This is a genomic window from Bacillus sp. BR3(2024), from assembly GCF_039134555.1.
GTDB lineage: Bacteria > Bacillota > Bacilli > Bacillales > Bacillaceae_G > Bacillus_A > Bacillus_A cereus.
The window spans coordinates 4,448,033-4,472,074 of record NZ_CP152433.1 but is presented as its reverse complement, the minus strand read 5'-3'; the positions used below and the strand labels follow the sequence as shown (position 1 = coordinate 4,472,074).

Here is a 24,042-nt window from a genome sequence, read left to right as displayed (position 1 = left end):
TTTGTCTTAAAAGTCAAGAAATTTAAACTATAGCTGTTCAGTGAGGGGAAGTGAGCGCATGAAGCAGACGAAACAAAAAGTAATTGATGCGGCAATATCGTTGTTTAATACGAAAGGGTATGATGGAACATCGGTGCGAGACATTGCAAAGCGAGCGGATGTGAATGTAGCGAATATTTCATATTATTTTGCTGGGAAGCAAGGTTTATTAGAACAGCTTATTACTGATTTTTTAGAAGGATATATTCATGTGATTGAAATGTCGTTTGAACAGAGAGAGTATTTGTCGGCTAAAGATGTGATGGTGCAAATGGTGCGCGGGATTTTACGATATCAATTTGAAAATAGAGAACTAACACGTTTCTTCTACCGAGAGCTTTCGCTTGATACGACATTAATTCGTGAAGTGATGACCGTTTATTTTTCTAAAGAAAGATATTATATAGAACAAATGATTAGACAAGGACAAATGAAAAAAGAATTTCAGAAAGTATCATTTACAATGTTTATGACGCAATTAAAAGGTATGATAAATATGCCGTTTTTATATCCACAATATATATCAGAAGTACTGCATTCTTTCCCGTCTGAGACATTTTTCATAGAAATGTACACGAAAGAGATTGAGCAATGGATGGAACAAGCATTATGTAAGGCGAATATGTACCATGAATGGCCAAGAGCTGTTCATATGTGAAGAATCCCCACCTAACGAACTGAGGTGGGGATTTTTATGTTTACTTTTCTTTGCCATAAATTGTTACATAATAGCGCTATAATTGTTAATGCAGCTCCAGCGATTTCAATTTTATCGACTGTATAACCTCGAAAGATAGAACCGATCAGTGCAAGGATAGGAACTAAATTCATAAATAATATGCCGTTAATAGATGAAATATAGCGATTTCCCATATTCCAGCAAAATACAGCGATAACGCCTGCGATAATCGACATATAAAAGAGCTCAAAACGAACGCTCACAACTGTACGCAGTGACGGCATAGTAACTATATTTGTGTACGTTAAGAAAGTAACAATAACGATGAGTGAAATGGAGCCAAATAAACAAGTTAATGTCGTGTACCTAAGTGGTGACCAAGATTGAAAACGAGCACCCCCGTTTGTATAAATGACCCAGCAAGTAACGCCGCATAGCATCAATATGTTTGTTGATAAGTGGCTTACAGCTCCAAATAATAAGTGAATATTTCCTTTTGAAATGACAAGCATAACACCAAGTAATGCAACAAACATACAAAGGAATGTATAGTTTTGTGGGCGGCGATTTTTCGTTATCCATTGCAGTGATAAGGCAATCAGTGGCATAAGGGATTGAATCATAGCTGCATGGATTGCTCCGGAAGGTCCGGCAAGTTGTTGTCCGTAGAAAACGAGAAAACCATACCCCGCGAAACCGACTGTCCCGTAAAAGAATAGAGAAAGTGTTCTTTTTTCTAAGCGGAGTGAAGTCTTTCCTTCAGTAATTAATAGCAAAATAAGAAAAATAATAGCTGCTGATCCATAGCGAATCGTTGTGAAGAAGAATGGATCGATAAATTGCAGAGCATTTGCCATTACAGGAAACATAAATCCCCAGGCAGTGACAGCGAGTAAGCATAGAAAGGATCCGAGTAGCATTTGTTTTTTGTTCAAGAGTATCTTTCCCCTTTACATTTCGTTATAGTAAGTTGATGAAATAAGTATAAAGAGTAATTGTTTATAGGAGGAAATATCGATTTCTTATAACGGTTATAACTTTTTGTTAGAGGTGTGCACGATGGATTTGGAGGCAGTACGATCGTTTATTGAAGTGAAGCATACGCGAAGTTTATCAAAGGCAAGTAAGATTTTACATATATCGCAACCAGCGCTTAGTAAACAAATTCAAAAGTTAGAAGCGGATTTAGAGGTTACGTTACTTAAGCGTTCTGCGCAAGGAGTAGAGTTAACGGAGGCAGGAGAGTTATTTATAAAAAGAATGTTACCGATTTTGGAGCAAATAAATGAAGTGAAAACAGAAATGAGGGGGTATCAAGAGAACCGGAAGTTTTCAATTGGTATACTACCGAGTTTAGCGGAGCATTACATATCAGAATGTAAAGATATATTAGGTGGTGAGTTCGAAGTGGAATGGCAAATCGGGCATACGGAAGTATTAAGAGATTTATTTAAAGCGCGGGAGATTGACGCGATGTTCATCGATTCAGTAGTAGAAGGTGCTACGTATATAAAAGAAGTGCAACAAGAGAAAATTGTTTGTGCCGTTTCAAATAATCATCCGTACAAAGAGAAGATAGTCATTCAAATAGAAGAGCTACACAATGAAAAATTAATTGTATATCCAGAAATATGTGATGTAAGGAAAATGATTATGAACATGTTTCATGAAATAGGTGTAAAACCAACTATAGCTGTGGAAACATCTTACGCAGAACCGATGCTTGCAATGGTAAAAGCTGGCCTTGGTATCACGTTACTTCCAGAAAGGGCAGTGGAGCAGTCTGTAAGGCAAGGAAATGTACATGTAATTTCTGTTGAACCACCACTCATGCGGAAAATTTATTTCGTATCCCATACGAAAGATTGTTTGTTATTACAATCATTTGAGGATAGGTAGTGAGGTAGGCGGAATATTGAGAAAGATTACAATCACATTGAAAGAAACATGAAATTTTAAAAAAAACTAGGTCAAAAACAAACCATTACATGGTATGATTAGTACATTGTTAGTTGTTAAATATAGGGGAATTCCCTTTTTATACATAATGCCTTCCATTTCATAAACGGAACGGACAAAAAAAGAGATATAACTAGGAGGCTTTTTTGCATGGATTCTATCCTGACGATCGTTATCATTGTAGTAAGCTCTATTCTAGTGCTGCTCATGATAGAGCTTGTGATAAGAAATCGTTCATATAAAGATATTGAAGCACTGGAGCAGTGGAAACAAGAGATAAAAGATAAACCTGTGGCAGATGAACTAAAACGGGTAAAAGATTTAAACATGACGGGTCAAACAGAAGAACTGTTTGGTAAATGGCGTGAAGAATGGGATGAAATTGTATCAACAACCCTTCCGAAAGCTGACAAAGATTTAGCGCAAGCGCGAAAATTCGCCTCGCAATTCTCCTTCCGAAAAGCAAAGCATGCGATGAACGAATCCATAAGTGGTTTAGATGACGCTGATAATCGTATTACTGACATTTTAAATGAATTACAGCAATTGTTAGAAAGCCATGAGAAAAATAGCTCGGAAATTGAAGGGTTACGTGATACATATCGTAGTATGAAAAAGAGTGTTCTTGCTCATAGACATATGTATGGAGCAGCAGAGCAGAAAATCGAAGAGATGCTAGACGCTGAATCTGAGAAATTTAAAACCTTTGAAGAAGCAACAAACAATGGCGACTATTTAAAAGCGAGAGAAATTGTTATTAGTTTGGAAGAAGGTTTAGCAGATTTAGAAATCATTATTCACCAAATTCCAGATTTATTGGTAGAGTGTCAAGCGACGTTACCAGTTCAGCTGGAAGATTTATTACACGGACATAATGATATGGTAAGACAAGGTTATGTATTAGATTATTTGGAAGTCCCTAAAGAAGTTCGCGATATGACGAAACAACTACAAACATGTTTAATGGATATACAGGAGCTTCATATAACAGAAGCGGCTGAAAAAGTAGAAAATTTAAAAACACGTTTAGATGGCTTCTACGATCAATTGGAACAAGAAGTACATGCGAGACATTATGTGGAGCAAAAAACACTTTCTGTTTACGATGACTTAGAAGAAATGCGTATCGAAACGATTGAAACGAAAACAGAAACACAACTTGTAAAACAAAGCTATCAGTTACAAGATAAAGACATTGAGTCTCAAAAAGTAATTGAAAAGCAAATGCACATTTTAACGAAACGTTTTGAAATGCTACAATTACGCGTTGCAGAACAAGATATTGCCTTCTCTATTATTCGTGAGGAACTAGAAGAGGTTTATGAGCAATGTGAAACGTTAAAAGTACTTCATGCAGAATATAAAGAAATGCTGCAAGCGATGCGCAAAGAAGAATTTGAAGCACGTGAGAAGTTACAAGAAATGCGAAATACTATTTTCGAAACGAAACGCTTTATGCAAAAGTCGAATTTGCCAGGTCTTCCAGAGAGTATTATGGAAGATTTAAAAAGAGGGCAAATGGCAATGCAAGCTGTATATGAACAATTAGAAGTGAAGCCGTTAAATATGAACGCTGTAAATAGCAGTTTAGAAGAAGCATACACAACTGTGAACGGTGTGGCTGAAATGACAGAAGAGTTAATTGGACAAGCATATTTAGTGGAAAAATTAATTCAGTACGGTAACCGTTACCGTAGTCATGATGAAAACCTAGCAGAAAGTTTAAATTATGCTGAGAAATTATTCCGTGAATATCAATATGATGCAGCTTTAGAACAAGCGGCTTCAGTATTAGAGCAACTTGAACCTGGCGTTGTTCAAAAAATAGCTGAATATGTAGACAATGAACAAACCCTTTCATAAAAGGGTTTGTTTTTTTGTGTAATTTTGCAGACGATGTTGCTATAATGAATAGCGGAATACAGCAAGGTTATTCGTTTCAAAATAAAGTGAAACTGTAATCAGTAGGAGGATTCATCCCCATTGATTACTAGCCTTCACCAATCGGGCATTTACGGACAGCCCGACTCCTACCTAACTTCTTTGCTCTAACTGGATTTTGAGGTGAGAGTCTTATTGCCCGTTCATGCGGGATAAAGTGAAACTGTAATAGGAGGGCATCCTCGACAATTATTAGCCTTCACCAATCGAGATAAAACGGAACCTTTGCGTAGTCTTAGCGTAATGACACGTATTTATGATATGATTATACGATGTGATAGCGCTGAAAGGGGAAGAACGATGATCTATTTTGATAATAGTGCGACGACGAAGCCATATCCAGAAGCTCTTCAATCGTACGTGACGGTTGCTGGGAAATATTTTGGTAATCCTTCTTCTATTCATTCGCTTGGAGGAGAGGCAGAGCGTCTATTAACACAATCAAGAACGATTGCAGCGCAGCTTCTTCGTGTTAAACCTTCTGAAATTATTTTCACATCAGGTGGAACAGAAGGGAATAACCTTGCGATTAAAGGGATAGCGATGAGGAATCGTTCGCGCGGCAAACATATCATTACAACAAATATTGAACACGCGTCTGTGTTTGAGGCATATAAGCAATTAGAAGAACTCGGGTTTGATGTAACATATTTACCGGTTAACGAGCATGGTGTTGTGTCGGTAGAAGATGTGAAACGAGCACTTCGTGAAGATACGATTCTTGTGTCAATTATTCATGTGAACAACGAAACTGGAGCAATTCAGCCCGTTGCTGAAATTGGAACGTTATTATCGAATCATCCGAAAATAAGATTCCATGTAGATCATGTACAAGGGATAGGGAAAGTACCGCTTGATTTATATGCGTCTCATATTGATCTTTGCTCAATATCTGGACATAAATTCCACAGTGTAAAAGGAACGGGTCTTCTATATGTACGCGATGGCGTAAGATTAGATCCGATTTTATCAGGTGGTCAACAAGAGCTTAAGTATCGCTCTGGTACAGAGAATTTACCTGGCATTGTAGCGATGGTGAAAGCACTTCGCATGACAATGGAACAAGTGAAAGAAAAGGTAGCTCATTTGCAAAGTTTACAAGCAGAGCTTGTTCGTTTCTTTAAAGAGATGGAAGATGTAACGATTAACACGTCGCTTGCATATGCAGCACCGCACATTTTAAATGTATCATTTGTTGGTTTAAAACCAGAAGTAGTCGTTCATGCTTTAGAAGAACACGGTGTATATGTGTCAACGAAATCTGCTTGTTCTTCAAAAGCAAATGAAGTGAGCAGAGTGTTAGTGTCAATGGGAGTACCGCATGCAGCAGCTGCAAGCGCTATTCGTATTAGTTTGGCACCAGAAAACACAATGGAAGAAGTAAAACAATTTGAAGGTATTGTAAAAGAGACGATGCCAAAATTATATGAAGTGATGAGGTAAAGAAATTATGTTGAAATATGAATATATTTTAGTGCGTTACGGAGAAATGACGACAAAAGGTAAGAACCGTTCTAAGTTTGTAAGCACATTAAAAGATAACGTGAAGTTCAAACTGAAAAAATTCCCAAATATTAAAATCGATGCAACACACGATCGTATGTACATCCAGTTAAATGGTGAAGATCATGAAGCAGTCTCTGAAAGATTGAAGGATGTATTTGGTATTCATAAGTTTAACTTAGCGATGAAAGTACCATCAGAATTAGAAGACATTAAAGAAGGTGCATTAGCAGCTTTCTTACAAGTAAAAGGTGATGTGAAAACATTTAAAATTACTGTACACCGTTCTTATAAGCATTTCCCAATGAGAACGATGGAATTATTACCTGAGATTGGCGGACACATTCTAGAAAATACAGAAGATATTACAGTAGATGTTCATAATCCAGATGTAAATGTACGTGTAGAGATCCGCAGTGGCTATAGCTATATCATGTGCGATGAGCGTATGGGAGCTGGCGGTTTACCAGTTGGCGTTGGCGGAAAAGTAATGGTACTTCTTTCTGGTGGTATTGATAGCCCAGTAGCAGCTTACTTAACGATGAAACGCGGCGTATCTGTGGAAGCAGTTCACTTCCATAGTCCACCTTTCACAAGTGAGCGTGCAAAACAAAAAGTAATCGATTTAGCGCAAGAGTTAACGAAGTATTGTAAACGAGTAACGCTTCACCTTGTTCCGTTTACAGAAGTGCAAAAAACGATTAATAAAGAAATCCCATCTAGCTATTCAATGACGGTTATGCGCCGTATGATGATGCGTATTACAGAACGTATTGCTGAGGAGCGTAACGCACTTGCAATTACGACTGGTGAAAGTCTTGGACAAGTAGCAAGCCAAACGTTAGACAGTATGCATACGATTAACGAAGTAACAAACTACCCAGTTATTCGTCCGCTTATTACGATGGATAAATTAGAGATTATTAAAATCGCTGAAGAAATCGGCACGTATGATATTTCAATTCGTCCATATGAAGATTGCTGTACTGTATTCACACCAGCAAGCCCAGCGACGAAGCCAAAACGTGAAAAAGCAAATCGTTTTGAAGCGAAATACGATTTCACACCATTGATCGATGAAGCTGTAGCGAACAAAGAAACAATGGTGTTACAAACGGTAGAAGTAGTGGCGGAAGAAGAAAAATTTGAAGAACTTTTCTAAAACCATAAATTACCATATCTAAAACGTGTATGAAGTCATGTTATTTATCACACTCTATACTCACAAGGAGGTGATATAACATGTCACGTAGCACAAATAAATTAGCGGTTCCTGGTGCTGAATCAGCATTAGACCAAATGAAATACGAAATCGCTCAAGAGTTTGGTGTTCAACTTGGAGCTGATGCAACAGCTCGCGCTAACGGTTCTGTTGGTGGTGAAATCACTAAACGTCTAGTTTCACTAGCTGAGCAACAATTAGGCGGTTACCAAAAATAATCCCATATGATGGCTTAGAAAGAGCGGGTTCTCCCGCTCTTTCTTTTTTTGTGTTGTGTCGCTATTTGTCGGTAAGTCGATGTAATTTCGTTTACTAATTCGACAGAACTGAAAAATTTGTCAAAAGAAGAGGGTTCAAAATTAACTGAAAATTCTTTATTATATAAAGGAGGCATAAAGAAAAGGGAGGATATTTTATGAAGCGAGAAGAATTGTTGGCGCCACCGTCTTATAATTTAGTTTCTGAAATAGAGAAATATACAGGTGATAAAGGGAAGTTAGCTTTAATTTGGCAAGATGATAAAGGGAATCGAAGGGAAGTTACATACGCTGAATTAATGCAAGGTGCGAATAAAATTGGAAACGCTTTTATAAAAAGTGGTTTGCAAAAAGGGGACAAGCTTCTCATTATGATGCCGCGTTTAATTGAAGCGTACATGACGTATATTGCTGCTATTAAAGCAGGATTTGTCGTAATTCCAAGCTCGGAAATGTTACGTAAAAAAGATATAGAATATCGAATTGGACATGGAGAAGTAAAAGCGATAGTAAGCTATGAGCCGTATATTAGGCAGTTTGATGATATAGAAGCGATGGAATCTCTTCGAAAATTTGTCCTGAGCGAGCAGTCAGTAGATGGATGGGTTAATTTAAAAACAGCGTTAGAAACAGAGAGTGACATGTTAGAAATGGCGAAGACAGATAAAGAAGATATGGTCTTTTTATCTTACACGTCAGGAACGACAGGAAATCCAAAAGGTGTCGTTCATACACATGCGTGGGCATACGCTCATTTACGTACGAGCGCTCCAAATTGGCTCGGAATTGAAGAGAATGATATTGTATGGGCAACAGCTAGTCCAGGCTGGCAAAAGTGGATTTGGAGCCCGTTTTTAGCAACTTTAGGATCAGGGGCAACAGGGTTTGTATATCACGGTAAGTTTGAACCGAAAACGTACCTAAACTTATTAGACGATAATAAGGTGAATGTACTTTGTTGTACACCGACTGAGTATAGATTAATGGCAAAGGTAGAAGATTTAAGCCAGTACAATTTAGAGGCACTACATAGCGCTGTATCGGCAGGTGAGCCGTTAAATAGAGAAGTCATTGAAACGTTCAAAAAGCACTTTCATATTACAGTGAGAGACGGCTATGGGCAAACGGAAAATACATTACTTGTTGGTGTAATGAAAGGGATGGATATTAGACCAGGATCAATGGGGAAACCAACGCCAGGTAACCACGTCGATATCGTAAATGAGGAAGGTACCCCAGTTAAAGTAGGCGAAGTTGGTGATATTGCAGTTCACATTGAAACGCCGGCCCTCTTTAAACAATATTACAAAGACGATGAGCGTACAGCGATGCAATTTCGCGGTGATTATTATATTACAGGTGATAAAGCGAAGAAAGATGAAGACGGCTACTTCTGGTTTGAAGGGCGCGGCGATGATATCATTATTAGCTCTGGTTATACAATCGGGCCGTTTGAAGTAGAGGATGCACTTGTAAAACATCCTTACGTAAGAGAATGTGCAGTTGTCGCAAGTCCTGATGAAATTCGTGGAAGTGTCGTGAAGGCATTTATCGTATTAAGAGAGAATATAGAAAAGAACGAAGAAACATTAATTCCAACACTCCAACAACACGTCAAAGAACTCACTGCACCATATAAATACCCTCGCAAAATTGAATTTGTAGATGAACTACCAAAAACGATTTCTGGGAAAATTCGCCGTATTGAACTTAGAAAACAAGAGATGGAGATTCCGTCAAAATAATTTTGAAAACAGTGAAGTAAATAGTTGAATGAAATGTAAATCAATGATAAAATAAAAACGAACACAAGTTCGATTTTATAAATTTAAAAAAGAGGTGTCCGTATGATTTTAGGTATTAATCCGTACTTAGTTTTAGATGGTGGTGGGCAAGAAGCTGTACAGTTTTATAAAGAGGCCTTAGATGCAAAAGTAGAAGTCATGCAAACTTTTGGTGACATGCCTGAAAATCCAGAATACCCGATTCCAGCTGAAGCGAAAGAGCGCGTTTTACACGCTACTTTAAAAGTTGGTAATACGGATCTTATGATTTCTGATACATTCCCAGGTCAAGGGCATGCAATCGGATCTCAAGTAACAATCGCAATTCAAATTAGTAATGCAGAAAAAGCAAAAGAAGTATTCGATAAGTTACAAGAAGGTGGAGAAGTTATCATGCCACTTCAAGAAACATTCTGGAGCCCAGCATACGGACAAGTAAAAGATAAATTTAATATTGAATGGCAAGTTACAACGTCTACTACTGAACAAAAGTAATTTTTAGAAAAGCACCATGTTTTGAAATGGTGCTTTTTTTTATACAATAAAAAATAAAGGAGATGGGATATATGGGAGAAATTTGGTATGGCGGCACCATTTACACAATGAGAGAAGAAAATGAAAAAGTGGGCGCTGTTTACGTTGAAAACGGTACGATCGTTGATGTTGGAAGTAAAGAAGAGTTAGAAAACCAATATGCCGCGGTTACATTGTACGATTTAAAAGGCAAAACAATGATCCCAGGTCTCGTTGATAGTCATATGCATCTTATTGGGCATGGAGAGAGATTACTCCGTCTAGATTTATCAAATTGTACATCTTATGGCGAAGTGCTTACTCTTGTTCAGAAGCGAGTGGAAGAAGCTCCAAAGGGCTCTTGGATTATTGGAGAAGGATGGAATGAAAATAACTTTACAGATACGAAAGATGTTCATGCGCGTGATTTAGATGAGATTTCGAAAGAACATCCCATTTTACTAAAGAGAGTTTGTCGTCACGTTACATGGGTGAATGCATACATACTACAAGAAGCGAATATAACAGCAGCGACAGAAGATCCAAAAGGCGGGAAAATTGGTAGGGATTCATCAAATAAGTTAACAGGGCTTTTATATGAACAAGGGCAAGAATTAATTAAACATGTTCAGCCAGAAATTGATGAAGCTTATTTACAAAGAGCTCTGCAAACAGCGATTAAAGATTGCTGGAAATACGGACTTGTTGGCGGGCATACGGAAGATTTAAATTATTATGGTGGTTTTAGAAAAACATATAATGCGTTTTCTCACGTTATAAAAGAAATGCCATTTAAAGCCCATTTGCTCGTTCACCATGAAGTAGCACATGAACGAAAAGAATATGAAAATGAACATTATATTGAATTTGGAGCAATGAAAATTTTCTCTGACGGTTCTTTTGGCGGAAGAACAGCATTATTAAGTGAACCGTATGAAGATGCGAAGGAAACAAATGGAGTTGCGATTTTCTCACGTGAAGAACTTGCGGAATTAGTAAAGAAAGCACGAGATCTACATATGCCAGTTGCGATTCATACTATCGGTGACTTATCGCTTGAATATGTCATTGATGCACTCGAATTATATCCACCAGCAGAAGGGGTGCGTGACCGCATTATTCATTGTCAGCTTGCTCGTGAAGAGTTGATAGAAAGAATGAAAAACTTGCAAGCCATTATCGATATACAGCCAGTCTTTCTTTCATCAGATTTTCCGTCAGTCATTGAAAAACTAGGCGAGCACCGTCTTCGTTATGCGTACGCTTGGAAGACGTTACTGGAGGCAGGATTACACTGCAACGGTGGCTCAGATGCTCCTATTGAACAAGTGAATCCGTTTCTAGGCATATATAGCGCTGTTACACGTAGAAGTTTTATTGACGGTATATGCTATATGCCTGAGGAAAGATTAACGGTTTATGAGGCTGTTTCTTTATTTACAACAGGAAGTGCCTATGCAATCGGAAAAGAAGCGAAGCGAGGGCAAATTGCAAAAGGATATGAAGCAGATTTTACAATATTAGACCGCAATATTTTTGAAATTGAGGCAGAAGAAATAAAAGAAGTACAAGCAGAAATGACCGTAATAGATGGCCAAGTTGTCTATAGAAAAGATGCGTAAAAATATATGAGCGGTTTTCGGAATATATCGAATTACCGACAAAAACTGACAAGAATAACGGCCGGATAGTAAGAGAGTATTGTTCGCGTCAATCGGGGGAAATAAATAACCGCAGAATTATGGAATTTCATAATTCTGCGGTTATTTTAATCTTATAAAAACGTTCTCTGTACTTTTTCCCAGAAAGAATTGTTTTTTAATTTAACTGTTTTAATTTGTTTATCGCTTAAGCGTACAACAGCTTTTTCCACTTGTTTAATGCTAAGCGCTTCGTTATCCATGCCGATAACAGGATAATCGTTACCGTCTGGTCTTAGTTTTAAAGTTAATGTACGTTCGTGATTTAAAATGAAAGGTGAACCGAGCGTACGGTAAGTGTTGTTGTTTAAAGATGCTAGTTCGCTTACTTGGAAACATGGGATAAGCGGGTCAACAACTGCACCATGCAATGATTTATTGTAAGCAGTACTTCCTGTTGGGGTAGAAACCACTAAACCGTCCCCTCTAAATGTTTCGAAATATAAATCATCAACATGAACATCTACAACGAATGTTTTAATAATGCTAGAACGTAATGAGAACTCATTTAAACAATGGAAAGATGTACTGCCATCTACATCTACTTGAATTGTTGGATATTTTCGCACTTCAATTTCATTTTTTGTAATTTCTTGAAGGGCTGTATCAACGTGATCAATATGGAAATCGCAGTAGAAAGAAATTTCATCTTTCGTAGAAATCCCTGCGTATAAGCAATCTTCTCTAAAACCAGTTTTACGAACGGCTTGTAAGAAGGTTGCATCATCTCCAACACTGACGATAGCGTTTGCATTTTTTGGATGATCTAATATGGTAAATCCATTCTCTTCTAAAATACGATAGATTGGTTTCATTTTTTCAACGAGCGTTGCTTTGTCATCACCATAAAAGAAAAATAAATTGCGACGATCTGCCATTATGTATCCCTCCACTGCAGTTAAATTTTCTGTTTTTCGTGCTACATATCATTAGAGTCCGTTCCCTGATGATATGTTCAAATAATATATTTCGATATAAATTGTCAAAATACCTTTTTATTTTTAGAAAAATTTTTATATTCAATCTTATAAAACTCTGTTTAACGATGAATAAACTTGTCGATAATGGGTACGGAGTGAAAGGATGATACGTATGAAGTGGCTCGTAATTGGAATAATAATTCTTCTTCTTTTTATTTTGTTTATACTATTGTCGAAAATAAAGCTTAAGGTGACATTTTTATATTCAGAAATGGAAAAGCAATGTTTGCTTCAAGTGAAAATATGGATGATTCGATATACATTTGATGTGTTGGAAAGAATTGAAAAACAGCAGAAAAAGACAGGACAGAAAATCGAAAAAGCTGAAGAGGACGGCGGACTCGATAATAAAATTATGGCGCAACTTGACAGCATTGGTGAACTGATAAAAAAGCTTCAAGAAGTTCATACTATTGTTAAAGATTTTCTCAAACGAGTGAAAATCAATGGTTGGAAATGGCATACACAAATTGGAGCAGGCGATGCAGCTAGTACTGGAATTGTCACTGGATATGCATGGGGGACAAAAGGTATGGCTGCTGGAGTTGTCGGACAATATATGCATATTGTCGACGTACCAGAATTTGAAATTACCCCAGTTTTTCAAGGGAAAGGATTTGCATCAAGATGCGAGTTAACAGCATCTTTTCGTATATTCCGCGCTATAAAAACTGGCGTCAAATTACTCGTATTTATGAGAAGACAAAGATCTGGTATGACAGAAAAATCTGTTCAAGCATAGGGGGGATATAGAATGGACCATCCAATTCAAGGTTTAATGACAACAGCAATGCAGCATTTAAAACAAATGACTGATGTAAATACAATTGTTGGTGACCCAATTAAAGCGGCAGATGGAAGCGTAATTCTTACAGTTTCGAAAGTGAGTTTCGGATTTGCTGCTGGTGGAAGTGAATTTGGTAAAGTAGAACATTCGGGCCGTCATCCATTTGGCGGGGGAAGTGGTGGAGGAGTTTCTATTAATCCTGTTGCCTTTCTTGTTATAAATGGAGATGGTGTGAAAGTATTGCACTTAGATAAACAAACACACGTCATCGATAAAATAATTGAATTAGCGCCACAAGCTGTTGATAAAGTGAAAGAAATGATGGATAAACGAAAAGAAGATGATCCTGAATTTCAAATTTAACGAATAAAGAAGCTAATCAATAGGTTAGCTTCTTTAATTTTTTTGTAAATAAAGCGATTTTATTTGCATTATCGATAGGGACAAACTATCATTTACATTGTACATATTTTGTTTAAATAAGGGAGGATTTTCAAGTGGCAAACGTAACTTTTAAAGGTAATCCAATGACTTTAGTTGGAACAGAAGTTAAAGTTGGCGATCAAGCGCCAAACTTCCAAGTATTAGCAAACGACTTATCTCCAGTAAGTTTAGAAACATACAAAGGTGAAGTGAAATTAATTAGTGTTGTACCTTCAATCGACACAGGTGTGTGTGATGCACAAACACGTCGTTTTAACCAAGATGCAGCAGGTATTGAAAACGCGAAAGTATTAACAATTAGCGCTGATTTACCATTCGCTCAAAAACGCTGGTGTGCAGCAAACGGTTTAGAAAATGTTGTTACACTTTCTGACCACCGCGACCTTTCATTCGGTGAAGCTTATGGCTTAGTAATGAAAGAGCTTCGTTTACTTGCTCGTGCAGTATTCGTAGTAGATAGCAATGACAAAGTAGTTTACGCAGAATACGTAAGCGAAGGTACAAGCCATCCAAACTATGAAGCAGCATTAGAAGCAGCTAAATCTGCGAAGTAATGTGATGAAAATGACCTCTTATAAAGAGGTCGTTTTTTCTCATATATTGCTCTGTAACAGCATCGATATATGAGAAAAAACGTTATATCATATATAACTAAAGGGGAGCTCTTGATAGGAGGTCGCTTTTTCTTTTTGGAAAAAATCACTTTGTGGTATGATATAAGTTATGTGTAAAAAAGAGAAGGAGGAATGTACGTGAGTCAGACAGTAGAAACATTATTTTCTATTTTTGATTCTTCTGCGGTAGTTTTACGTAAAGAATTAGATGTAACATATTTAGAAGCGCTTGTAGAGACAGGTGATAACTTGTTTGAGGGAGCGATTTTACAAGAGGAATTATCCGAATCAGCAATTGAAAGGCTGAATCGTGAATATAGTACGTTTAATGAAGAAACATATAAAGGTGAAGAAATTCGTAAAGCATTTCAGTTAGCCATCTTAAAAGGAATGAAAGAAGGCGTACAAGCGAATCACGAAATGACACCTGATGCAGTTGGAATGTTCATGAGTTACTTATTCCATAAATTTATGCAAGGTCAAAACGAGATCACAGTTTTAGATCCTGCAATTGGAACAGGTAACTTAATGACTACAGTGTTTAATAGCGCCAAAGAAGGACTAACAATGAGTGGATTTGGTGTAGAAGTGGATGAAGTGCTAATTAAACTTGCTTTAGTAAATGCAAATTTACAAAAGCATGCAATCGAATTCTTCCATCAAGATGGACTAGCACCACTTTATATCGATCCAGTTGATGCAGTCGTTTCAGACTTACCGGTTGGTTATTATCCAAACGAAATCGGTGCAAGTGAATATAAATTAAAAGCAGATGAAGGAATGTCGTATGCCCATCACTTATTTATTGAACAAAGTGTGAAACATACGAAAGAGGGCGGTTACTTATTCTTCTTAGTACCAAACTTCATTTTTGAAAGTGACCAGGCACCAAAATTACATGCATTTATTAAAGAAACATGCTTTATTCAAGGGTTATTACAGCTTCCTGTTTCCATGTTTAAAAACGAGAAAAATGCAAAAAGTATATTTGTTCTCCAAAAGAAAGGCGCTAATGTAACAATGCCAAAACAGGCGTTATTAGTGGAGTTGCCTAAATTCTCTAACATGAAGGCGATGGAAGACATTATGGATCAATTAAATACTTGGTTTGCAACACATAAATAAAGCTGGGTATATGTAACAGCATTAGTGATTCATGTAGTACAGTTTTATATAATATGTCATATTTTTAAATATATACAAGATTTAACTGAATTTTTTTGAAATCTGTAATATATATTTTTTCTTGGTGTTACAATTTTTTCACTTGAAATATATGTCGGACGATGTTTAAATTAAAATCGTGAGTATAAAATTTGCTAATGATGAAACGTTTTCATATTTGGTGAATTTGATCAGATAAAATCGAGCGGTTTGTGGAAACATCCACACAACTACCAAGAGAAAAAGGGGCGAAAGACTAGATGTCAAAAATCATCGCGATTAACGCAGGAAGCTCTTCCTTAAAGTTCCAATTATTTGAAATGCCAAGTGAAACAGTATTAACAAAAGGTTTAGTAGAACGTATCGGTTTAGAAGATAGTATCTTCACTATTACTGTAGATGGCGAAAAACAAAAAGAAATTACAAACATTCCAGATCACGCAGTAGCAGTTAATATGCTTCTTAAAAAGTTAACTGAAAACGGAATCGTTAAATCTCTAGATGAGATTGGCGGTATCGGTCACCGTGTTGTTCACGGCGGCGAAAAATTTGCTGACTCTGTTTTAATTACTGATGAAGTATTAGCTGATATCGAAGAATTAAGCGATTTAGCACCACTTCATAACCCAGCAAACGTTGTTGGTATTAAAGCATTCCAAGAAGTATTACCAAACGTACCAGCAGTAGCAGTATTCGATACAGCATTCCACCAAACAATGCCGGAATCTGCATTCCTATACAGCTTACCATATGAGTACTATGAAAAATTCGGCATCCGTAAATACGGTTTCCACGGAACTTCTCATAAATATGTAACTGAGCGTGCGGCTGAATTATTAGGTCGTCCAATTGAAAGCTTAAGCTTACTTTCTTGTCACTTAGGTAACGGTGCAAGTATCGCAGCAGTAGAAGGCGGTAAATCTATCGATACTTCTATGGGCTTCACACCACTTGCTGGTGTAACAATGGGTACACGTTCTGGTAACCTTGACCCTGCGTTAATTCCATACATCATGGAAAAAACAGGCCAAACAGTAGAAGAAGTAGTTAACGTATTAAACAAGAAGAGTGGTATGTTAGGTCTTACTGGTTACTCTAGTGACCTACGTGACATCATTGCGAAAGAAGAAGAAGGCGACCACCGTGCGAAAGTAGCACTTGATGTATTCGTAAGCCGTATCCACAAATACATCGGTTCTTACACTGCTCGTATGAAAGGTGTAGACGCAATCATCTTCACAGCTGGTGTAGGTGAAAACAGTGCGATTATTCGTGAGCGCGTATTAGAAGGCCTTGAGTACATGGGCGTATACTTCGATGCAAAACGTAATAACGTATTCGGTGAAGAAGCATTCATCAACTTCCCACACTCTCCAGTAAAAATTATCGTAATTCCAACTGACGAAGAAGTTATGATTGCTCGTGACGTACTACGTCTTGGTGATATTGGTTAATATATGAAAAGAAAGACGAGATCCTATAGGATTTCGTCTTTTTTCTTTTGGATGTATTTTAAAACTCCATCTGGATATAATATTTTTTCTTTCTGAATGAATGCCGTAATAGGAATCCATTTCGCATACGCTACTGTTTCTTCATCTTGTATATTTAATATTTTCATTTCATATAGTGACGTGTCTAATAAACGCAAAGAATATAGTTGAATGATTTCATGACCAATGTCTCCATCGAGATGAAAGACATTTTCTAAACACCCTAAATAATTGGTGATTTCTATCTCCGTATGAAGCTCTTCTTTAAACTCCCGAATAACAGTATGTGCTGATTTTTCACCAAGTTCAATTGAACCGCCAAGAGGACGATAATATATTTCGCCTTCTGTATAATATTCTTGTACGAGAAGGCGATCTTGATGTACAGCAAGACCGAAAGCTTTTGCACGTGGATACATATAGAATCACTCCTTATTTGTTTTGTATAAGGACGATTATAATGTATGGTGTGATAAAAGTATCGTGTATTTAAGTGTGCGGTCTAATTGTAATTCCATCAAATAAGTCTTTCCAAAATGCTTCATTGTATTGGTATACATCCATAATAGGACATTTCATAACGCAAATACGTTGTAATCCCCAATCTTCTTGGGTGATAGTTGGTATATCGGCAGGAATTAGTAACAGGACAGAGAATGTATGTGTAACGATTTGAGATAAAATTTGTTCTAGGGAACATGCTTCTTCATATGTTCCTCCAGTTCGAATAAATAATATGGATTCTGCCGTTTCAATTGTAGCTAGAAAACGATTAATACGATGTTCATAGTTTAACTTAATTTCTGTATAAGAAGGCCAAGAAGTTGGTGTGTTTACATCTGTTTTAAAGTCATGACAGGAGTCAATTTCATAAAGGTTGTCCCTTAATCTTAATTTTGCATCATCATCCCAAAATGAGATGAAGGATAAATTTTCTGAATTTAAAAAGCGGTCAAATCGATTTTGTAATAATACATTCACTTTTTCTAATGAGGGACTTAGCATAAAATCAATAACGCCAAAAAATGGTGATAATTCTAATTGATATAATGCCCAAGCGGGCCAGCAGTTTTGTCCTAAGCTGAATACCGCATTATATTCTTTTTTTATATCGGATAGATTCATGTGATTTATCTCATCCTTTTTGTTAATATTTTATGCCATTCAAAAATGGTATGTGAATAAAGATAGACAAGCATATTTGCAAAGAATAAGCAGAAATATGTTACAATAGAAAAAAATCGAACGAGGTGGTTGTTACGATGCGATCGAAGCGAGAACAAGCCATTTTAGACAATATAAAAGAATGGGAAGCGCAATTAGTTGAGCAAGAAGCGACCGATTTTCAAAAAGTGTTTGATAAATGGTTACATGCTACAGTTGCGAGATTACCTGAGAAAAAGCGAAAAGAATTCTTCACGAAAGCAGATGGATGGCTCTTTCATTTGCATGCATTTATTCAAAGTTCACAAGCACAGTTAGATGCACGTAATCGGATTTTAGGAACATCAAGGTTATTTGATGAATCGATTGAACAGCTTGAAGATTTGAAAGCATTATCTATTGATCAATTAACATACATAGCAGAGCAGCAAACAGCACGTCATCGTCTATATTCATTTGTACAAGGTGGGGCAACAGGTGCTGGAGGTTTATTATTATTAACGGCGGATTTTCCGGTTATGATCGCGTTAAATGTGAAGGCAGTCCAACTTATTGCAACATCATTTGGACATGATGTGAACAAGCCGTATGAAATGATGCTTGCGTTAAAGGTGTTTCATGCGTCATTACTACCAGGAAGACTTCAGCAATATGCATGGTACAATTTATTGCAAGAGCTGGAGCAAGAAGATTCGTTCTTTTACGAAGGAGACGAAGCAGTGCTACAAACAGCTTCTACTGAGGTTGTGTTAAAACAAATTTTGAAGACATTTTCGATTTATGCTCTTCGTCGTAAATTATTCCAAGGTATACCGGTAATTGGAATGGCAATTGGATCTACAGTGAATTATCGTTTAACAAGAAACGTTACTGAATTTGCAAATAGATTTTATCAAGTGCGCCATATAGTCGAGAAAGAAAAAAGAGCATAAAAAAAGCGAGAGGCCGAAGCCTTTCGCTTTTTTAATTCGTTGCATGTTTTTTGGACATTGGAACAGATACTGGCTGCTTTTCTGCTGTTTTTTCTGTTTTTGGATAATAAATTAAATCCAATGTTTTTGCCTGTACGGCAATCGAAAGAATAGTAAAAGCAATTTCTGTCCAATTTAAATAATATAATGAAAGCGCAAGAACAATCGCGTCAAAAACGAAGAAAATTTGCCCAATTGTAAAACGAGTTCGTTTACTTAATACAATTGTTAAAATATCGTCTCCACCGGTTGCACCGCCAAATCGTAATATAAAACCGAGTCCAATACCAGCTAACGCACCGCCAACTACTGCAGCTATAAATAAGTTATTTGATAAATCTACCGTAAATGGAGAATAATTTTCCATAAAGGAATAAAATACTCCGAATGAAATTGAACCTAGGAATGAATAACCAACCATTTTTCTACCTAAAAATGAAGCGCACAGTAAAATAATTGGGATATCCATTAATACAGTTGAAATAGATGGTGAAATATCATAAAAGTTTTGAATGAATAGTGCAATTCCTACAAATCCACCTTCTGTTAAGTGGTTTTGGAAGTGAATGTGATATAGCGCTGCTGCTAAAATAAATGAACCGATTAAAACCATAAAAATTTCTTTAATAATTTGCCGACTTTGGATGTTCCTCATCGTTATTCCTTCTTTCCGTAGTTAGTAGTCCTTTTTGTGTTGTAAACTAACTACGAGCTCACATGTAGCTTTCAGTTAGTTTACGAAAAAACTAACTACGCTATATGTCGCTGAAGAAATAACGAATAATCCTCTCGTCCATCAATTCTCCCTACCTTCGTTTTAGTTTAAGTCTTAAAACGACTAAACAAAACGTGGAGTAGGATTCGTCATTTAGCAATCCTGCTCTTCTTTGTTTTGTTTAGTTAGTAACAATTAAGTCCTAAACAAAACGCTATGTGTAAGAAGAGTCTTTTTTTTGCCAAATTATCCTTCGGGCAATCATAATTTCCCCACTCTCGTATTTTTTTCGCTAGACTAAAGTATCTGAGCTGAAAAATACGCTACGTGTATGATTCGTCAATACGATGCCACATGCTCCTTCGAGCGATCATGATATCAAAATCCCTTCCTTCAAGATTTATACTATTATATCATACTTTTAAAAAATGTATGCGGATGGAAACCGACAATAAACGGAGGGAATCTACAAAAAATGTTATGTTTAAATATTTTTGTAGAAAAGCCTAAGTTATTTCGGAGGATTGGACAGTTTATAACGGTTTGTCCAATAAGTAAGAAAAAAGGGTTTTATTCCGTTGTGTTCTTTTCATCACTTTTATCTTTAAAAAACGCATCCCAACTAATCACACTTAAAAAAGTTAAAGTGATAATAACGAAAGCACGCATAATTTTTAAACCTCCTTTTGTACATAGTATATGAATCATTCGATTCAGAATGTGTCATTTTTTTACAAGTCTTAACTATTATGAGAGTATATTAATATAGATAGATGAAGGGGAGAGTGAAGGTATGCTAAAAGACATGTTCAAAAGAAAAGAATTAATATGCATTTCATGTCAGAAAAAAATTCAATATGAAGAAGAGCTTGTTGCTTTTGTAAAGTTGCCGAAAGAAAGAAGTATATTAGTTGGTCCATTCGATGTATGTTTGGCGAAAACAGCACAAGAAATATATTGTAAATCATGTTATGACAAAAAAAGCATGACCCAAAGTTATTGAGGGGCATGCTTTTTTCATTGGTGTGCTTTCCCCTCAGATACATTTTGAGTGAGTCGATACCAAAGCCAAAGGTCATTAATGATGGAAGCAAGATCGGCAATTTCTGAATTTAGTTTACAAGAAACTTCGAAGTCTTCTTCGTTATTTAAATAATGTTGTTTTGTATTAATATAGTGCTCAAGTTCTTTTATACGATCAGGAATTTTCCCGCGAACTTGTTCCCATTTTAGTAAAATAGCATGTTGCATTTTTTCGGGGATTTCTTCCCAGTCTTCTTGTAAATGTGGAATTTCAATTCCTAGATGTTCATCGTATAAGAAATACTTTTCCATAAGTTCACCCCCGTTTTCCTGCTTATATTGTACATAAAAACAGAAAGAAGTTCGACGAAATTGTTTGAAAAAATTTGAAAATGACTCTTGATACATTTTGTGAAAGGTGGTAAAGTGTGAATTATTATAAAAGAAAATGAATATTTATTCTTTAGGGGGATGCAAAATGGAGAAGAAAAAAGTTGTATTAGCATATTCCGGAGGTCTTGATACTTCCGTTGCAATTAAATGGTTACAAGAGAAGAATTATGATATTATCGCGCTTTGTTTAGACTTAGGGGAAGGTAAAGACTTAGCATTTGTAAAAGAAAAGGCACTTTCAGTAGGTGCAATTAAATCATATATGATTGATGTTCAAGAAGAATTTGCAAACGAATATGCATTGATGGCGATGCAAGCACACACATTATACGAAGGGAAATACCCTCTTGTCTCTGCATTATCTCGTCCGCTTATTGCGAAGAAATTAGTAGAAATCGCAGAACAAGAAGGCGCAACTGCAGTTGCACACGGATGTACAGGGAAAGGAAATGATCAAGTTCGTTTTGAAGTTTCTATTCAAGCATTAAATCCTTACTTAGAAGTGATTGCACCTGTACGTGAATGGAAGTGGTCACGTGAAGAAGAAATTGCATATGCAAAAGAAAACGATGTACCAATTCCGATTAATTTAGATAGCCCGTTTTCAATCGATCAAAACTTATGGGGACGCAGCAACGAATGTGGAATTTTAGAAGATCCATGGGCAGCGCCGCCAGAAGATGCATATGAGATGACATTGGCATTAGAAGATACACCGAATAAACCAGAGTTTGTAGAAATCGGATTTGAAGCAGGCGTACCGACTACTTTAAATGGCACTGCATATTCACTTGCAGAATTAATTAAAACGTTAAATGCGCTTGCTGGAAAACACGGCGTTGGACGTATTGATCACGTAGAAAATCGTCTTGTCGGTATTAAATCTCGTGAAGTATACGAATGCCCAGCAGCAATGACGTTAATCACTGCGCATAAAGAGTTGGAAGATTTAACACACGTAAAAGAAGTAGCACATTTTAAACCAGTGATTGAACAGAAAATAACAGAACTTATTTATAATGGTTTATGGTTCTCACCTTTAAAACAAGCGCTTCATGCATTTTTACAAGAAACGCAAAAGAATGTAACAGGTACAGTGCGTGTGAAATTATTTAAAGGTCATGCGATTGTAGAAGGACGTAAATCTGAATACTCTTTATACGATGAAAAATTAGCAACATATACTGCTCAAGATGAATTTAATCATGATGCAGCAGTTGGATTCATTTCATTATTCGGTTTACCGACGAAAGTATACAGCCAAGTGAATCAAAAGAAGGTGGAAGCGTGAGCAAACTTTGGGGCGGACGTTTTACAGAAGAAGCGGAAGCATGGGTTGAAGAGTTCGGAGCATCCATCTCCTTCGATCAACAATTAGTAAATCAAGATATAAAAGGAAGTATTGCGCACGTCACGATGCTAGCAAAGCAGGGCATCGTGACGAAAGAAGAAGCAGAGAAAATAAAGATAGGTCTTCAATATTTATTGAAAGAAGCAAAAGAGAATAAGCTACAATTTTCAGTAGAAGCAGAAGATATTCATTTAAACATCGAAAAAATGTTAATTGAACAAATTGGCGAAGTAGGAGGAAAACTTCACACTGGCCGAAGTCGTAATGATCAAGTAGCGACAGATATGCATTTGTATTTAAAAGAAAAGGTAGAACATATTATAAAAGCTACAAAACAATTGCAAACTGTTCTTGTTCAACAAGCAGAAAATAATATTGAAACCATTATGCCGGGCTATACGCACTTGCAGCGTGCCCAGCCGATTTCATTTGCTCATCATATTCTCGCTTACTTTTGGATGTTAGAGCGTGATGTGAATCGTTATGAAGATTCGTTAAAACGTATTAACATTTCGCCATTAGGAGCAGGAGCGTTAGCTGGAACGACATTCCCCATTGACCGAGAGTATAGTGCGGAGCTTCTTGGATTTAATGGAATCTATGAAAATAGTTTAGATGCAGTAAGCGATCGTGATTTCATACTGGAGTTCCTAAGTAACTCCTCTATGCTTATGATGCACTTATCACGCTTTTGCGAAGAACTTATTTTATGGAGTAGCCAAGAGTTTCAATTTATTGAAATGAGCGATCAATATGCAACGGGAAGCAGCATTATGCCGCAAAAGAAAAACCCGGATATGGCGGAACTAATCCGTGGTAAAACAGGCAGAGTATACGGTAATTTATTCAGTTTACTCACAGTAATGAAAGGATTACCGCTCGCTTACAATAAAGACTTACAAGAAGATAAAGAAGGAATGTTTGATACAGTTAAAACAGTAGAAGGATGCCTTCATATTATGGCGGGCATGCTTGAAACGATGACTGTAAACAAAGAAAAAATGGGGCAAGCTGTGACGCAAGATTTCTCCAACGCAACAGAAATTGCTGACTATTTAGCGAACAAAGGACTACCATTCCGTCAAGCTCATGAAATTGTTGGAAAGTTAGTGCTATATTGCACACAAAAAGGAATTTATTTATTAGATGTCTCTCTTGAAACATATAAAGAAATGAGCTCCTTATTTGAAGAAGATTTGTATGAAGTGCTGTCACCATATGCAGCTGTAAAGCGTCGTAACAGTGCTGGCGGGACTGGGTTTGAACAAATCAAAAACGCTTTGGAGAAGGCGAAGGGGTTAACGAAAGAAGTTATTAAGAATTGAGTTGGGAAGTACGCCAGTCTA

Annotated in this window: 24 protein-coding genes; 18 read left to right on the top strand and 6 right to left on the bottom strand. The window is 36.7% G+C overall.

From position 1 onward, the window contains the following. Positions 1–58: 58 nt before the first annotated feature. Positions 59–697: a forespore capture DNA-binding protein RefZ gene (gene refZ, locus V7S45_RS23025; protein WP_000814918.1), complete on the top strand. Its 639-nt coding sequence runs from the start codon at positions 59–61 to the stop codon at positions 695–697. A gap of 11 nt (positions 698–708) precedes the next feature. Here refZ and V7S45_RS23020 read toward each other — a convergent pair whose 3' ends face one another. Then, the gene (locus tag V7S45_RS23020) at positions 709–1,653 is read right to left on the bottom strand and encodes a DMT family transporter (RefSeq protein WP_025689070.1); all 945 of its coding nucleotides are present in this window, start codon (positions 1,651–1,653) and stop codon (positions 709–711) included. A gap of 124 nt (positions 1,654–1,777) precedes the next feature. On the opposite strand from V7S45_RS23020, the gene V7S45_RS23015 reads away from it, so the two are divergent. The 8 genes from V7S45_RS23015 to V7S45_RS22980 all read left to right on the top strand — a co-directional run bounded on the left by V7S45_RS23015 (position 1,778) and on the right by V7S45_RS22980 (position 11,519). Next, complete coding sequence (locus tag V7S45_RS23015; RefSeq protein ID WP_000362534.1) at positions 1,778–2,617, top strand: LysR family transcriptional regulator; 840 nt, start codon at positions 1,778–1,780, stop codon at positions 2,615–2,617. A gap of 210 nt (positions 2,618–2,827) precedes the next feature. Next, complete coding sequence (gene ezrA / locus V7S45_RS23010; RefSeq protein WP_000377303.1) at positions 2,828–4,540, top strand: septation ring formation regulator EzrA; 1,713 nt, start codon at positions 2,828–2,830, stop codon at positions 4,538–4,540. Between the two features lie 378 nt (positions 4,541–4,918). Continuing rightward, on the top strand, positions 4,919–6,061 hold the full coding sequence (locus V7S45_RS23005; RefSeq protein WP_000638992.1) for a cysteine desulfurase family protein: 1,143 nt from the start codon (positions 4,919–4,921) through the stop codon (positions 6,059–6,061). A gap of 7 nt (positions 6,062–6,068) precedes the next feature. After that, positions 6,069–7,283: a tRNA uracil 4-sulfurtransferase ThiI gene (gene thiI / locus V7S45_RS23000; protein WP_000922337.1), complete on the top strand. Its 1,215-nt coding sequence runs from the start codon at positions 6,069–6,071 to the stop codon at positions 7,281–7,283. 80 nt (positions 7,284–7,363) lie between these two features. Next, positions 7,364–7,561, top strand: coding sequence for an alpha/beta-type small acid-soluble spore protein (locus V7S45_RS22995; RefSeq protein ID WP_000091640.1), 198 nt, complete (start codon positions 7,364–7,366; stop codon positions 7,559–7,561). Between the two features lie 197 nt (positions 7,562–7,758). Then, positions 7,759–9,345 (top strand): acyl--CoA ligase, encoded by a 1,587-nt coding sequence (locus tag V7S45_RS22990; RefSeq protein WP_000817773.1) that lies wholly within the window; start codon positions 7,759–7,761, stop codon positions 9,343–9,345. A gap of 102 nt (positions 9,346–9,447) precedes the next feature. After that, on the top strand, positions 9,448–9,879 hold the full coding sequence (locus V7S45_RS22985) for a VOC family protein (protein WP_025689065.1): 432 nt from the start codon (positions 9,448–9,450) through the stop codon (positions 9,877–9,879). A 71-nt stretch (positions 9,880–9,950) separates the two neighbouring features. Beyond that, positions 9,951–11,519, top strand: coding sequence for an amidohydrolase (locus V7S45_RS22980; RefSeq protein WP_025689064.1), 1,569 nt, complete (start codon positions 9,951–9,953; stop codon positions 11,517–11,519). A gap of 152 nt (positions 11,520–11,671) precedes the next feature. On the opposite strand, the gene V7S45_RS22975 is transcribed toward V7S45_RS22980, so the two are convergent. After that, entirely contained in the window at positions 11,672–12,475 is an 804-nt protein-coding gene (locus V7S45_RS22975; protein ID WP_000785177.1) for an NAD kinase, read from the bottom strand. Positions 12,476–12,680: 205 nt separating this feature from the next. On the opposite strand from V7S45_RS22975, the gene V7S45_RS22970 reads away from it, so the two are divergent. The 5 genes from V7S45_RS22970 (at position 12,681) to ackA (ending at position 17,040) form a co-directional block, all read left to right on the top strand. Then, complete coding sequence (locus V7S45_RS22970; protein WP_002164419.1) at positions 12,681–13,319, top strand: DUF2953 domain-containing protein; 639 nt, start codon at positions 12,681–12,683, stop codon at positions 13,317–13,319. A gap of 12 nt (positions 13,320–13,331) precedes the next feature. Next, a complete protein-coding gene (gene ytfJ / locus V7S45_RS22965) occupies positions 13,332–13,727 on the top strand; it encodes a GerW family sporulation protein (protein ID WP_000350003.1) in 396 nt (131 codons plus the stop codon). A gap of 134 nt (positions 13,728–13,861) precedes the next feature. After that, a complete protein-coding gene (gene tpx, locus V7S45_RS22960; protein ID WP_000024525.1) occupies positions 13,862–14,362 on the top strand; it encodes a thiol peroxidase in 501 nt (166 codons plus the stop codon). 198 nt (positions 14,363–14,560) lie between these two features. Continuing rightward, positions 14,561–15,547 carry a class I SAM-dependent methyltransferase gene (locus tag V7S45_RS22955; protein WP_000084367.1) on the top strand — a complete coding sequence of 329 codons (987 nt, stop codon included), beginning with the start codon at positions 14,561–14,563 and terminating at the stop codon, positions 15,545–15,547. Positions 15,548–15,846: 299 nt separating this feature from the next. Beyond that, positions 15,847–17,040 carry an acetate kinase gene (ackA, locus tag V7S45_RS22950; protein WP_000034574.1) on the top strand — a complete coding sequence of 398 codons (1,194 nt, stop codon included), beginning with the start codon at positions 15,847–15,849 and terminating at the stop codon, positions 17,038–17,040. Between the two features lie 23 nt (positions 17,041–17,063). Here the strand turns inward: ackA and V7S45_RS22945 are convergent, their stop codons facing one another. Both V7S45_RS22945 and V7S45_RS22940 read right to left on the bottom strand, forming a co-directional pair. Then, the gene (locus V7S45_RS22945) at positions 17,064–17,498 is read right to left on the bottom strand and encodes an NUDIX hydrolase (RefSeq protein WP_000283500.1); all 435 of its coding nucleotides are present in this window, start codon (positions 17,496–17,498) and stop codon (positions 17,064–17,066) included. 70 nt (positions 17,499–17,568) lie between these two features. Beyond that, a complete protein-coding gene (locus tag V7S45_RS22940; RefSeq protein ID WP_342761500.1) occupies positions 17,569–18,204 on the bottom strand; it encodes a DUF1796 family putative cysteine peptidase in 636 nt (211 codons plus the stop codon). A gap of 137 nt (positions 18,205–18,341) precedes the next feature. Between V7S45_RS22940 and V7S45_RS22935 the strand changes: the two genes are divergently transcribed. Next, positions 18,342–19,175, top strand: a complete 834-nt coding sequence (locus V7S45_RS22935) for an EcsC family protein (protein ID WP_017674361.1) — start codon at positions 18,342–18,344, stop codon at positions 19,173–19,175. 31 nt (positions 19,176–19,206) lie between these two features. Here V7S45_RS22935 and V7S45_RS22930 read toward each other — a convergent pair whose 3' ends face one another. Next, positions 19,207–19,869, bottom strand: coding sequence for a YitT family protein (locus V7S45_RS22930; protein WP_001244515.1), 663 nt, complete (start codon positions 19,867–19,869; stop codon positions 19,207–19,209). Between the two features lie 853 nt (positions 19,870–20,722). Here V7S45_RS22930 and V7S45_RS22925 point away from each other — a divergent pair. Next, a complete protein-coding gene (locus V7S45_RS22925) occupies positions 20,723–20,932 on the top strand; it encodes a hypothetical protein (protein WP_000910274.1) in 210 nt (69 codons plus the stop codon). A 14-nt stretch (positions 20,933–20,946) separates the two neighbouring features. Here the strand turns inward: V7S45_RS22925 and V7S45_RS22920 are convergent, their stop codons facing one another. Then, positions 20,947–21,264, bottom strand: a complete 318-nt coding sequence (locus V7S45_RS22920; protein ID WP_000417218.1) for a hypothetical protein — start codon at positions 21,262–21,264, stop codon at positions 20,947–20,949. 166 nt (positions 21,265–21,430) lie between these two features. Here V7S45_RS22920 and V7S45_RS22915 point away from each other — a divergent pair, with 166 nt between their 5' ends. Together V7S45_RS22915 and argH are read left to right on the top strand one after the other, a co-directional pair. Beyond that, complete coding sequence (locus V7S45_RS22915; RefSeq protein ID WP_000412315.1) at positions 21,431–22,636, top strand: argininosuccinate synthase; 1,206 nt, start codon at positions 21,431–21,433, stop codon at positions 22,634–22,636. Then, positions 22,633–24,021, top strand: coding sequence for an argininosuccinate lyase (gene argH / locus V7S45_RS22910; protein ID WP_000041246.1), 1,389 nt, complete (start codon positions 22,633–22,635; stop codon positions 24,019–24,021). Before V7S45_RS22915 ends, argH begins: the two co-directional genes overlap by 4 nt. Positions 24,022–24,042: the final 21 nt, after the last annotated feature.

Bases quoted from the DNA above. Each gene is read 5' to 3' on its own strand.
- refZ (WP_000814918.1), top strand. From the start codon at position 59: ATGAAGCAGACGAAACAAAAAGTAATTGATGCGGCAATATCGTTGTTT.
- V7S45_RS23015 (WP_000362534.1), top strand. From the start codon at position 1,778: ATGGATTTGGAGGCAGTACGATCGTTTATTGAAGTGAAGCATACGCGA.
- ezrA (WP_000377303.1), top strand. From the start codon at position 2,828: ATGGATTCTATCCTGACGATCGTTATCATTGTAGTAAGCTCTATTCTA.
- V7S45_RS23005 (WP_000638992.1), top strand. From the start codon at position 4,919: ATGATCTATTTTGATAATAGTGCGACGACGAAGCCATATCCAGAAGCT.
- thiI (WP_000922337.1), top strand. From the start codon at position 6,069: ATGTTGAAATATGAATATATTTTAGTGCGTTACGGAGAAATGACGACA.
- V7S45_RS22995 (WP_000091640.1), top strand. From the start codon at position 7,364: ATGTCACGTAGCACAAATAAATTAGCGGTTCCTGGTGCTGAATCAGCA.
- V7S45_RS22990 (WP_000817773.1), top strand. From the start codon at position 7,759: ATGAAGCGAGAAGAATTGTTGGCGCCACCGTCTTATAATTTAGTTTCT.
- V7S45_RS22985 (WP_025689065.1), top strand. From the start codon at position 9,448: ATGATTTTAGGTATTAATCCGTACTTAGTTTTAGATGGTGGTGGGCAA.
- V7S45_RS22980 (WP_025689064.1), top strand. From the start codon at position 9,951: ATGGGAGAAATTTGGTATGGCGGCACCATTTACACAATGAGAGAAGAA.
- V7S45_RS22975 (WP_000785177.1), bottom strand. From the start codon at position 12,475: ATGGCAGATCGTCGCAATTTATTTTTCTTTTATGGTGATGACAAAGCA.
- V7S45_RS22970 (WP_002164419.1), top strand. From the start codon at position 12,681: ATGATACGTATGAAGTGGCTCGTAATTGGAATAATAATTCTTCTTCTT.
- ytfJ (WP_000350003.1), top strand. From the start codon at position 13,332: ATGGACCATCCAATTCAAGGTTTAATGACAACAGCAATGCAGCATTTA.
- ackA (WP_000034574.1), top strand. From the start codon at position 15,847: ATGTCAAAAATCATCGCGATTAACGCAGGAAGCTCTTCCTTAAAGTTC.
- V7S45_RS22945 (WP_000283500.1), bottom strand. From the start codon at position 17,498: ATGTATCCACGTGCAAAAGCTTTCGGTCTTGCTGTACATCAAGATCGC.
- V7S45_RS22940 (WP_342761500.1), bottom strand. From the start codon at position 18,204: ATGAATCTATCCGATATAAAAAAAGAATATAATGCGGTATTCAGCTTA.
- V7S45_RS22935 (WP_017674361.1), top strand. From the start codon at position 18,342: ATGCGATCGAAGCGAGAACAAGCCATTTTAGACAATATAAAAGAATGG.
- V7S45_RS22930 (WP_001244515.1), bottom strand. From the start codon at position 19,869: ATGAGGAACATCCAAAGTCGGCAAATTATTAAAGAAATTTTTATGGTT.
- V7S45_RS22925 (WP_000910274.1), top strand. From the start codon at position 20,723: ATGCTAAAAGACATGTTCAAAAGAAAAGAATTAATATGCATTTCATGT.
- V7S45_RS22920 (WP_000417218.1), bottom strand. From the start codon at position 21,264: ATGGAAAAGTATTTCTTATACGATGAACATCTAGGAATTGAAATTCCA.
- V7S45_RS22915 (WP_000412315.1), top strand. From the start codon at position 21,431: ATGGAGAAGAAAAAAGTTGTATTAGCATATTCCGGAGGTCTTGATACT.